This is a genomic window from Stenotrophomonas sp. HMSC10F06 (assembly GCF_001807865.1).
In the GTDB taxonomy this organism is placed as follows: domain Bacteria; phylum Pseudomonadota; class Gammaproteobacteria; order Xanthomonadales; family Xanthomonadaceae; genus Stenotrophomonas; species Stenotrophomonas bentonitica_A.
Genome location: NZ_KV791255.1, coordinates 112,053 through 123,613 on the forward strand (window position 1 = coordinate 112,053; position 11,561 = coordinate 123,613).

At 68.6% G+C, this 11,561-nt stretch carries 6 protein-coding genes; 2 read left to right on the forward strand and 4 right to left on the reverse strand.

Translation table 11 applies throughout. From position 1 onward, the window contains the following. The first annotated feature begins 2 nt into the window (after positions 1 to 2). Entirely contained in the window at positions 3 to 1,211 is a 1,209-nt protein-coding gene (sucB, locus tag HMPREF3113_RS02220) for a dihydrolipoyllysine-residue succinyltransferase (protein ID WP_070425485.1), read from the forward strand. 135 nt (positions 1,212 to 1,346) lie between these two features. Beyond that, positions 1,347 to 2,783 (forward strand): dihydrolipoyl dehydrogenase, encoded by a 1,437-nt coding sequence (gene lpdA / locus HMPREF3113_RS02225; protein ID WP_070470553.1) that lies wholly within the window; start codon positions 1,347 to 1,349, stop codon positions 2,781 to 2,783. A gap of 179 nt (positions 2,784 to 2,962) precedes the next feature. On the opposite strand, the gene HMPREF3113_RS02230 is transcribed toward lpdA, so the two are convergent. The 4 genes from HMPREF3113_RS02230 to HMPREF3113_RS02245 form a co-directional block, all read right to left on the reverse strand. Beyond that, positions 2,963 to 3,178 (reverse strand): hypothetical protein, encoded by a 216-nt coding sequence (locus tag HMPREF3113_RS02230; RefSeq protein WP_070470555.1) that lies wholly within the window; start codon positions 3,176 to 3,178, stop codon positions 2,963 to 2,965. 162 nt (positions 3,179 to 3,340) lie between these two features. After that, the gene (locus HMPREF3113_RS02235) at positions 3,341 to 8,989 is read right to left on the reverse strand and encodes a fibronectin type III domain-containing protein (RefSeq protein WP_083298686.1); all 5,649 of its coding nucleotides are present in this window, start codon (positions 8,987 to 8,989) and stop codon (positions 3,341 to 3,343) included. Between the two features lie 231 nt (positions 8,990 to 9,220). Then, the gene (locus HMPREF3113_RS02240) at positions 9,221 to 10,645 is read right to left on the reverse strand and encodes a replicative DNA helicase (RefSeq protein ID WP_019185928.1); all 1,425 of its coding nucleotides are present in this window, start codon (positions 10,643 to 10,645) and stop codon (positions 9,221 to 9,223) included. Between the two features lie 214 nt (positions 10,646 to 10,859). Then, positions 10,860 to 11,420 carry an NADPH-dependent FMN reductase gene (locus HMPREF3113_RS02245; RefSeq protein WP_070470558.1) on the reverse strand — a complete coding sequence of 187 codons (561 nt, stop codon included), beginning with the start codon at positions 11,418 to 11,420 and terminating at the stop codon, positions 10,860 to 10,862. Positions 11,421 to 11,561 lie beyond the last annotated feature (141 nt).

Genomic DNA, 11,561 nt, shown 5'->3' on the forward strand with positions numbered 1-11,561 from the left:
GCATGGCCACCGAAGTCAAAGCCCCGGTACTGCCCGAATCCGTCGCCGACGGCACCATCGCCACCTGGCACAAGAAGGTCGGCGATGCCGTCAAGCGCGATGAAAACCTGCTTGATCTGGAAACCGACAAGGTCGTCCTGGAAGTGCCGTCGCCGGTCGATGGCGTGCTGAAGGAGATCAAGTTCGAGGTGGGCGCCACCGTGACCTCCAGCCAGGTCGTGGCCATCATCGAAGAAGGTGCGACCGCTGCTGCTGCGCCGGCCGAAGAGAAGAAGGCCGACGCCCCGGCCGCTGCTCCGGCACCGGCCGCTGCCGCTCCGGCCGCTGCCGCAGCGCCGGCCCCGGCCACCAAGTCCGCTGCCGATTCGCTGCCCCCGGGTGCCCGCTTCACCGCCATCACCGAAGGCGTGAACCCGGCCGACGTGGACGGCACCGGCCGCCGCGGCGCGGTGACCAAGGAAGACATCGTCAACTTCGCCCGCAACGGCGGCGCCGGCAAGTCCGGTGGCGCACGTCCGGAAGAACGCGTGCCGATGACCCGCATCCGCAAGCGCATCGCCGAGCGCCTGATGCAGTCCAAGAACGGCACCGCGATGCTGACCACCTTCAACGAGGTCGACCTGTCCAAGGTCTCGGCCGCGCGCAAGGATCTGCAGGACGAGTTCGTCAAGGCGCACGGCATCAAGCTGGGCTTCATGAGCTTCTTCGTGAAGGCCGCCGCCAACGCACTGCAGCGCTTCCCGCTGGTCAATGCCTCGATCGATGGTGACGACATCATCTATCACGGCTACTCGGACATCTCGATCGCCGTGTCGACCGAGAAGGGTCTGGTGACCCCGGTGCTGCGCAACGTCGAGCGCATGTCCTTCGCCGATATCGAAAAGACCATCGCCGACTACGCCAAGAAGGCCCGTGACGGCAAGCTGAGCCTGGAAGAACTGCAGGGCGGCACCTTCACCGTGACCAACGGCGGCACCTTCGGTTCGCTGCTGTCGACCCCGATCATCAACCCGCCGCAGAGCGCCATCCTGGGCATGCACGCCATCAAGGAGCGTCCGATCGCGCAGAACGGCCAGGTCGTGATCGCGCCGATGATGTACCTGGCGCTGTCCTACGATCACCGCATCATCGACGGCAAGGACTCGGTCCAGTTCCTGGTGGACATCAAGAACCAGCTGGAAAACCCGGGCCGCATGCTGTTCGGCCTGTAAGACCTCCCACCCCTCCGCGCCCGCGCGGAGGGGTTCTGGTTTTACGGCACTGCACCGCACTGCCCTGCTCTCTCCCCCGGCGCCTGCGCGCCACCGGCTTCAAGCGAAGCTCGGGAATGCAACAAGGAACTATCAATGGCTGAACAATTCGACGTCGTCGTCATCGGTGCCGGTCCGGCCGGCTACCATGCCGCCATCCGCGCCGCGCAGCTGGGTCTGAAGACCGCCTGCATCGACGCTGCGCTGGGCAAGGACGGCAAGCCGGCCCTGGGTGGCACCTGCCTGCGCGTGGGCTGCATCCCGTCCAAGGCGCTGCTCGATTCCTCGCGCCAGTTCTGGAACATGGGCCACATCTTTGGCGACCACGGCATCAGCTTCAAGGATGCCAAGATGGACGTCGAGGCGATGGTTGGCCGCAAGGACAAGATCGTCAAGCAGTTCACCGGCGGCATCGCCATGCTGTTCAAGGCGAACAAGGTCACCGCGTACTACGGTTTCGGTGAGCTGCAGCCGGGCAACATCGTCAAGGTCAAGCAGCACGACGGTTCGGAAGTCGAGCTGAAGGGCACCAACGTCATCATCGCCGCCGGTTCGGACTCGATCGAACTGCCGTTCGCCAAGTTCGATGGCGAAACCATCGTCGACAACGTCGGCGGCCTGGATTTCACCGAAGTGCCGGCTCGCCTGGCCGTGATCGGTGCCGGCGTGATCGGCCTGGAACTGGGCAGCGTCTGGAAGCGCCTGGGTTCGGAAGTGACCATCCTGGAAGCGCTGCCGGACTTCCTGGCCGCGGCCGATGCCGAAGTGGCCAAGACCGCCTTGAAGGAATTCAAGAAGCAGGGCCTGGACATCCGCTTGGGCGCCAAGGTCTCCAAGGCCGACGTGACCGGCAAGGGCAAGAAGAAGGAAGTCGCCCTGACCTACGCCGATGCTGAAGGCGAAAAGAGCCTGGTCGTGGACAAGCTGCTGGTGGCCGTCGGCCGTCGCGCCGCCACCAAGGGCCTGCTGGCCGAAGGCACCGGCGTCAAGATCAACGAGCGTGGCCAGATCGAAGTGGACGCACACTGCCACACCGGCGTCGATGGCGTCTGGGCGGTCGGTGACTGCGTGCGCGGCCCGATGCTGGCGCACAAGGGCTTCGAGGAAGGCATCGCCGTGGCCGAGCTGATCGCGGGCCTGCCGGGCCACGTCAACTTCGACACCATCCCGTGGGTGATCTACACCGAGCCGGAGCTGGCCTGGGTCGGCAAGACCGAGCAGCAGCTCAAGGACGAAGGCATCCCGTACAAGGCCGGCAGCTTCCCGTTCGCCGCCAACGGCCGTGCCGTGGCGATGATCGAGCCGTCGGGCTTCGTGAAGGTCCTGGCACACGCCGAGACCGACCGCATCCTGGGCATGCACCTGGTCGGCGCGAACGTCTCCGAGCTGGTGCACGAAGGCGTGCTGACCATGGAGTTCAGCGGTTCGGCCGACGACCTGGCGCGCATCTGCCACGCCCACCCGTCGCTGTCGGAAGTGGTGCATGACGCCGCCATGGCCGTGAGCAAGCGCGCGATCCACAAGGCCAACTGAGCCAGCGTTGGTGGCGTAACGAAAAACCCCGCTTCGGCGGGGTTTTTTGTGGGCGAGAGGTAGTGCCGGCCGCTGGCCGGCTCCTCGCCATGGGTAGTGCCGGCCGCTGGCCCGCTCCTCGTCAACCCGACAGCAAGAGCCGCCGGCCAGCGGCCGGCACTACCCGATCCCGTTCCTGTTCAGGCCGTTGCGACGCGCCCGCCACCCAGCAGCCGCGCCGGAAGCATCAACAGCGCACGCAGGAAGGCAAACAGCGCCGAGAACGTGATGCCGACCAGGCGGAACGGCAGGCTGACCAGCCACACCAACGGCCACGCCACCAGGGCCAGGAGCGCCAGCGGCCAGCACAGCACGAACAGCAGGCACCACATGCCCAGCGCGAACAGGGTCTTCATCGTCGGTCTCCTTCGACTCGGGGCAACGTCGCCCACCGGGCCACGTTGCCCCGCGCCGGGGAACGCGACAAGCGCGCTGCGACGAACCACGCCCCAGCGCGGATGAAGCTGCCGCTGCGGCGATGAAACCGGCGTGCCGACCGTGGCCGGCGCGCCGCCCACTCACGGTACCGGCGGTGACTCCACCGCGCCGCCCTGCCCGCCCGAGGTAAGGCGCAGGCCGATGCTGCTGGCACGATCCGCGCCGCGCGCCTGTTCATGGCCAAGCAGCAACGACAGGCTCCAGCCACGCTGGATCGCCAGATCCACGCCGGCCTGCAGCGACAACACATCGTCGTTGTAGCTGCGGAGTGCTACCTCGTAGTCCTGCGGCCGTGACCACGTCGCATAGTTCAGCGAAGCCATCCCGCGGTCCTGCAGCGCCCGCCGGTACTCGATGCTCCAGAACGGACGCAACCGGCTTTCGGCCGATACCTGCGCACTGCCCTCCACCCCGATGGCCAGCGCGCGGTTTTCCACGGTCTGGCGGCCATAGGCGAGATCCAGCACGCCCAGGCCGTGCTCGCGGTAGGCATCCAGAGTGGTACGGCTGGCATTCCAGCGGGCGTACCCGGTCAGCCGGGTTGCCGCCAGCATCTGCTCGTAGCCCAGGCCGAGCGAACCGAACCACTGCGTGCCATCGCGCCGCGCCTGCGCCTGCGCATCGGCATCGGTGCTCCAGCGCTGCAGATCGAACTGCAGGTTGCCGGTGGCGATCATCGCGTCCACGTACAGGTGCGCGTTGCCACGCCACAGTCCGTACAGCGCCAGCGAGCGCTGGTCGGCGCGCAGGCGGGTGCGATCGTCGTCCTGGTCGCTGTCGCTGCGGCCCACGCTGCCGGCCACGCCGAGCAGCGTGCGTTCGCCGAGACGGCGGTCCACACCGACGCTCAGCCCGTCGCTGCGCAGGTCATAGCGGCCACCTGCGGTGGCCCCGCCGCGGCCGTAGCTCGCGGTACCCGCGGCCCAGGTTCCCCAGCCGGCCGGCAACCACGCCGCGCCGGTACCGAGTGCGCTGCCCAGCGGCAGCGATGCGGCGTTGGGGCCGCCACCGCCACTGGACACCGACAACGTGTTGCTGGCGGGGTTGCCGCCGTCGCGTACCTGGCGCAGGCGATCACGGATGTTGCCCTGCTGTGCGGCGGCAAAGCGCACGCTCGCATCCACCTGCGCCTGCAGCAGTCCGGTGACGCCCGGGTCGCGGGTCGGGTCAGGGCGCACATTGACCACCAGCCGCAGTTCCACGCGGGCGGCGGCGTAACCACCACTGGCTGCCTGCTGTGCGGTGATCACGGCGCTGCCCTCGGCGTGTACCTGGACTGTGCGGCCGTCGATGCTGGCGACCGCTGGCGCACTGCTGTGGAAGGTGAACGCACCGGGGCTGACACTGGTCGGCAGCGGCAGCTCGAAGCTGCCCTGCTCCAGCAGACGCGACATGTCTGCCGGCCAGGCCAGCACCGGCACTGCGGCAGCGATGTCCACGTCCAAGCGCTGCTGTGCGGCGGCCTGGTGGTTGGCGTCGCCGGCCTGGTCGGCGGTCAGGCTGCACCGCCCGGACGCCAGCATGACCACGCGCGGGCCGTCCAGGCTGCACACCGCCGGGGTGGTGCTGGCGAAGATGATCGGCTGCCCCGAGGCGCCGCCCTGGGCGCTCAACAGGAAGCTGCCTCCCGCGCTGAACACCGGGGCGCCGGGATCGGCGACGAAGGCGCTGATGGCCTGCGCGGCCTGCGCGACCACAAAGCGGTAGCCGAGCGCGGCGGTAAAGCCATGCGCATCGCGGACCTCGACCTGCACCTCGAACGTGCCGGCCTGGATGGCGGTGCCCTCAAGCAGCCCATCAGCGGTCAACCGCACGCCCGGCGGCAGCGCGCCGGACAGCAGCCGGAACGCATACGGGGCGACGCCGCCACGCACTGGCAGGCGCGTGCTCACTGCCTGCCCCAGGGCGATCTCCGGCGGTGCAGTGTCGCCGGGGATGATCTGCGGCGCGTCCACCACCAGCACCATGCTGCGGCGGGCCTGGAACGGGCCGTCGCCGGTGCTGCTGTCGGTAACCTCCACATCGACCGCAAAGCGGCCGGCAACCACCGGCGTGCCGATCAGTTGCCCGCCCGGCGTCAGCGCCGTCCCGGCCGGCAATGCGCCCCCCACCAGCGCATAGCGGTAGGGCGCACTGCCTCCGCGGCTGAGCAGCTGCAGCGTGTAGGGGCTGCCGGCGGTGGCCGCGTCGGGCACGATGTCATCGATCGCTACACTCGGCGCGGCCACGGTGATCGTCACGGTCGCCGGTGCGGAGGTCCTGAAGGCATCGCTGGCGGTGTAGTCCACGCTGTCGGCGCCGGCATAACCGGCGTGCGGGGTGTAGCGCAGCGTGGTGCCCTGCACCTCCAGCGTGCCATGCTGCGGCGCGCGGACAACGTCGATGCGGGTGACGGCACCCTGCAGCGTCAACGGCAGCACGATGCCCGCTGCGCCGTAGGCGATGCCGATGCGGCTGTCCGCCGCGCCCAGGACCGGCAACGGAGTGACCGCCGCCGAAGGCGCCGAGGCCGCGCCTTGGCCGTGTTCGCTGCGTGCGACCACGATGAAACGATACGCGGTGCCGTTGGCCAGCCCGGTCACGGCAATCGGCGAGCCGCTGCCGGTAGCGCTGATGCCGCCCGGTTGCGCGCTCACGGTGTAGTCGAGGATCGCGCCGCTGCCGGCGCGGGCCGGCGCAATGAAATGCACCAGCACCTGGCCATCGGCGGCCACGCCACGCACATCGGCCGGCGCGCCCGGCAGCTCGACGCCGACCAGCACCGCCACCGTGCTGCCGACACCGTGCAATGCCGTCGCCGCGTCGGTGCCTTGTACATTGCGCAGGCTGCCTGCAGCGGCCTGCAGCGCCTCCACGGCGATCCCATCCTCATCGAGGTCATCGGCCTGCACGGTGTAGCCAAAGCGCAGCACGGTGCCCTGCGCATCGGCCGCCTGCGCGAGCAGCACGGCCTCGCGCTGCTGTGCGCCGATACGCAACTGCAGTAGCGGTGGCACGCCGACCTGCAGCGGCTGGTCGAAGCCGACCTGGAACGCCAGCGTCTGCCCCGCCAGATAGCGGCCCGCTGCAGGCGGAGTCACCCGCAGCACGCGCGGCGCATCGAGCACGGTGAGCGCGTCCGATGGCGCCGAGGCCGCGCCGCTTCCCACGCGGTTGATGGCGGTAACGGTAAAGCGCTGCGCGACGCCGGCAGGCAGGCCACCGATGCGCAGCGGGCTGCCCGCGCCGCGCACGCTCTGCCCGCCTGGCAGCGCCTGCACGAGGTAGCCGGTGATCGGGCTGCCACCGTCGAACGCGGGGGCCACGAAACGGATCTCGGCAGTCTGGCTGGACGCCAGCACGACCTGCACGATCGCTGGCGCACCCGGTGCAACCGCCCGCACTTCGAAGCGATGCGAGACGCGTACGGCGGCACGGGTGGCGGCATCGCCGGGCTGGTCGGCATCGATGCCGCAGGTGCCGGCCGCCAGCAGGGTCAGCGTGCCGTCGGGGCCCACGCTGCACACCGCCGGTGTGGTGGCCGTCCACTGCACCGGCAACTGGCTGCTGGCGGCGGCGGTCAGCCGCGGCGACGTGCCGAGGTCCTGCGGGCCCGGATCGGCGAACTGGATCTGCTGGTCGGCCATCGGCACCACCGGTGCCGATGGCACCGAGGCCGCGCCCGTGCCGGCCGCGTTGCGCGCGGCGACCGTGAAGCGGTACGCCGTACCGTTGCGCAGGTTGGTCAGCACCGCCGGCGATTGTGCCACCGGTACCTGCAGGCCACCGGGCTGCACGGTGACGACGTAATCCAACACCGTGCCGCCGCCGTTCTGCAGCGGCGGATCGAAGGTCACCGTCGCCGTACCGTCGTCCGCACGGACGGCGGTGATGGTCGGCGCATCAGGCGCCACGGCGCCCACGGTGATGCCGGCAGTGGAACCGACACCGGCCAGGACCAGCCCCGCATCGACGCCGTCGGCGTTGCGCAGGGTGCCCCCGTTCAATCCGAGCGATTCGATCGCGATCCCGTCCAGATCCCGCTGGCCGGGCAGTACGGTGTAACGGAAATCAAGCGTGGTGCCGCCCGAGCCGGCGTCGTACTGCGCCGCCACGCGCTCGCTGCCGATCACCAGCACCAGCTGCGGCGTACCCGTCACCTGCACCGGCTGGTCGAAGACAAGCTGGAAGTCGAGCGACTGGCCGGCAACATAGCGACCCGCGGCCGGTACCTGCACCGCGCTGATCCGCGGCACGGTCGGCAGGGTGACCGGGTTGGAGGCCACCGACATCGTCCCGGGACCGCTGGCCGTGCGTGCGCGAACATGGAACGTGTAACGTCCCCCTGCCTGCAGGCGCTCCACCCGTACCGGGCTGGCGGCACCGGAAACCACCGATGCACCTGGCAGGGTGATCACCTCGTAGGCCGTGATCGCGCTGCCGCCATCACTGCCAGGCGGGTCGAAGAATACGTCCACGCTGGTGGCGCCCGCGCGTTCGGCGCGCAACATGGTGGGGGCCGACGCGGTGCCGGGCACCACCATGAAACTGCGCGCCACCGGCGTGGCTGCGGTGATGCCGGCCGTGCCGGGCTGCTCGGCGAGCACGGTACAGGTGCCGGTGCTGAGCAGGCGCACGCTGGCAGGCGCTTCGGCCTGGCACACCAACGGCGTCTGGCTGCTGTACTGCACCGGCAGCCCGCTGCTGGCCGTGGCGGTGAGCGACAACAGGGTGCCGACCGGCTGTGGGGCCGGCAACGGGAAGGTGATGGCCTGGCTGGCCTGGGGGGTGACCGTGTTGCTCGGGTCCGAGTCGACACTCACCTCTGTGCCGTTGTCGGCACGCACGCGGAACTGTACCGGCACGCCATTGGCCAGCCCGGTGACGGGGATCGGCGAGGCGCTGCCGGTGGCCTGCGCGCCGCCGCTGGAGATCACGACGTAGTGCGCGATCGGCGCCCCGCCGTTGCGGGCCGGCGCCTGGAAGCTGATGCTGGCTTCGCCGTCTGCGGCGGAGGCGACCACCCGGGTCGGCGCGTCCGGTACACCCGCCGCGACGCTGCCAGCGTAGCCCGAACTGGCGCTGGCCCTGGTCGCATCGGCCACGGTGATGGTGGCACTGAAGCCACCGGCCTGTTCGGGCACGCCATGCACGCGGCCATCGGGCTCCAGCACCAGGCCGGCAGGCAGTTGCCCTGCCGTGATCGTGAAGGCGTAGGGCGCGGTGCCGCCGCGAACCCCCAGGGTCTGGTCGACGTTACGGCCCACGGTCATCACTGGCGGCGTGGTGGCGTCCAGCGTGAGCGGCGCGGCCGAGGCGTTCTCACAGCGTACGACCGCGTTCATGAGGTAGCCGCCGCGGGTACTCACGGAAAGGTACAGGCCGTTGGCCACCAGGTATCCGGCCGGCGTACTGCCCGTATGAGGGCCTGGCGTCCCGGTGAAACTGCGGTAGTCGTATGCCACCGAGGAAAAGTTCGCCGCACGCAGGATGACGCTGTCCGACTGGGCCAGGTTGATACCGGGGTCCAGCCCGCTGTCGAGGAAGGTGACGGAGACGATGTCACCCGGGAGGAATTTCGTGGGCTGCTGACTGGTCGTCATCGTGACGCCACCGCTCAACGCGTTGACCGCCGCACACCCCGGTGATTCGGCCATGGCCATGCCGCTGCCCAGCACCAGCTGCAGCACACCGGCGCCCATCCAGATGGCGGCCCGCGCCAGCCTGCCCTTCCCTGCCCCTGACAGCATCCGCACTTCCCCTTGCCCGTCCGTTCAGCGCGCGCCGCCGTGGTCCGGTCGGCAACGCCGTCGCTGTGGTGATCGTCGAGATGGGGAAACGCACACGGCCGCACACCGCGTGGCGGTGGCGACATGGCTGGATTCCCCTGGTACCGGGTGCGGTAACGGCCCGGCGCAGGGGATCTTTAGCGGTTTGTGGGCGCCATCACAGTGCAGGCCAATGCGCGATGCCCCGGCCGCTTACTCGAACGAACCCACCGAATCGTGCGACAGATTGTCGAAGCGGGTGTATTCACCGAAGAACTTGAGCTTGCACGAGCCGGTCGGGCCGCCTCGGTGCTTGCCGATGATGATCTCGGCCAGGCCCTTGTCCGGGGAGTTTTCCTTGTTGTAGTAATCGTCGCGGTAGATGAAGACGATCATGTCCGCATCCTGCTCGATAGCGCCGGATTCGCGAAGATCGGCCATCACCGGGCGCTTGTCGGTACGCGTTTCCAGCGAGCGGTTGAGCTGGGACAGGGCGATCACCGGCACGTTGAGCTCCTTGGCCAGGCCCTTCAACGAACGCGAGATTTCCGAGATTTCGGTCGCGCGGTTTTCGCTGTTGCCCGGCACGCTCATCAGCTGCAGGTAGTCGATCACGATCAGGCCCAGGTCGTGCTCGCGCTTGAGGCGGCGGCACTTGGAGCGCAGGATTTCCGGCGACACGCCCGGCGTATCGTCGATGAAGATCTTGGTTTCCTTCAGCATCCGGATCGCGCCGGTGACGCGGCTCCAGTCCTCGTCTTCCAGTTGGCCGGTACGCAGGCGCTGGGCGTTGATGCGGCCATTGGAGGAAATCAGGCGCATCGCCAGCTGCGAGGCCGACATTTCCATCGAGAACACCGCCACGCCCTTCTTGGATTTGATCGCGGCGTACTCGGCGATGTTCAGCGCGAAGGTGGTCTTGCCCATGGCCGGACGCGCGGCCAGGATGATCAGGTCGGTCGGCTGCAGGCCGGCGGTCATCGCATCGAAGTCGGCATACCCGGTCGGCAGGCCGGTGATGTTGCCGCCGTTTTCGAAGCGGATGCGCAGCTCTTCGAAGGCATCCTTCAGCGCGCCGGGCATCGCCACGAAATCGGTGCGGCCGCGCGCGCCCTGCTCGGCGATCGCGAACACGGATTTTTCCGCGGCCGAGAGCAGCTCGCTGCTCTCCCGCCCTTCAGGCTGGAAGCCATCGTTGACGATGTCGGTGCCGACCTGGATCAGCTGACGCAGCACCGCCTTGTCGCGCACGATCTCCGCATAGGCGGCGATGTTGGCGGCCGACGGCGTGGTGCTGGCCAGTTCGATCAAGTAGGCGCCATCGCCGACCAGCTCCATCTTGCCCTGCGATTCGAACCACTCGCCCAGGGTCACCGCATCGAACGGGCGGTCGCGCTCGGACAGCTCGCGGATCGCGCGGTAGATCATCTGGTGATCGCGGCGGTAGAAGTCGGTTTCGGTCAGCTGGTCGTTGACCCGGTCATAGCTTTCCGGGGCCAGCATCAGCCCGCCCAGCACCGCCTGCTCGGCCTCGATCGAATGCGGCGGCACGCGCAGGGCGTCGATGCGCATCTCATCGCGATCAAAGCGGTCACCGCGGTCTTTGCGGTCGGAACGGAAACCAGAACGGGCGGACATGGGGGGCGTACTTCCTGCAGTGTGAGGCGTGGGACATGGTAGGCACGCGGGGAGCCCCGCAGCCATGCACAAACCTGTGGATAAGCAGTGGATGAGCTGGGGATACCGGCGCCTGCCGGAACGATCGGCCGGGGCCGTCGCATTGCATGCGACGGACGCCATTGCGACGCCCGTCCACGCCATTATCGCAGAAGCGCCACCCTCCCGCAGTGGATCAGTGCGTGCCGCCGTGGGTGCCGACCCAGGCGATGAACCTGTCCACGAAGCCCTGCAGGAAGTCCTTGGTGCCCTCGTTGCTGATCGTGCCGTGCGCGTCGATCAGCCCTTCCTTGAAGTGCAGGAAGGCCTCGGGCTGGCCCAGCACCGGCATGTCCAGGTAGGCCAGGATGTTGCGCAGGTGCTGCTGGGCCAGGGCGGTGCCGATCACGCCGATCGAGGCACCGATCACCGCCGCCGGCTTGCCGGCGAAGGCACTGTCGCCATACGGGCGAGAGGCGAGGTCGATGGCGTTCTTGAGCACGCCCGGCACCGAGCGGTTGTATTCGGGGGTGACGAACAGCACCGCATCGGCGTCACGGATCTGCTGTTTGAGGCGGACGCCCTGGCTGGGGTAGTCCTTGTCGAAATCCTGGTTGTACAGCGGCAGGTCGCCGATCTCCACGTAGGAGAACGCCGCCTTGCCGGCGGCCAGCTTCTCCAGCGCGCGCGCCAACGCCTGATTGTGCGAGCCCTTGCGCAGACTACCGACGAGTACGGCGATCTTGTATTCGGCCATCACGTTTGCTCCGTTGGGGGGGAAAGGTCCAGCCTAGGCGGACCTACCTTCGGCAACGGTGAAGGCGACGTCAGCCACGCATGGCGCGGCGCTACGGCCGACACCACATACGGTAGCAACTGTGTTGCTGGAGGAGCTTCA

Coding starts and splice junctions, on each gene's coding strand:
- sucB (WP_070425485.1), top strand. CDS start 3: ATGGCCACCGAAGTCAAAGCCCCGGTACTGCCCGAATCCGTCGCCGAC.
- lpdA (WP_070470553.1), top strand. CDS start 1,347: ATGGCTGAACAATTCGACGTCGTCGTCATCGGTGCCGGTCCGGCCGGC.
- HMPREF3113_RS02230 (WP_070470555.1), bottom strand. CDS start 3,178: ATGAAGACCCTGTTCGCGCTGGGCATGTGGTGCCTGCTGTTCGTGCTG.
- HMPREF3113_RS02235 (WP_083298686.1), bottom strand. CDS start 8,989: ATGCTGTCAGGGGCAGGGAAGGGCAGGCTGGCGCGGGCCGCCATCTGG.
- HMPREF3113_RS02240 (WP_019185928.1), bottom strand. CDS start 10,645: ATGTCCGCCCGTTCTGGTTTCCGTTCCGACCGCAAAGACCGCGGTGAC.
- HMPREF3113_RS02245 (WP_070470558.1), bottom strand. CDS start 11,420: ATGGCCGAATACAAGATCGCCGTACTCGTCGGTAGTCTGCGCAAGGGC.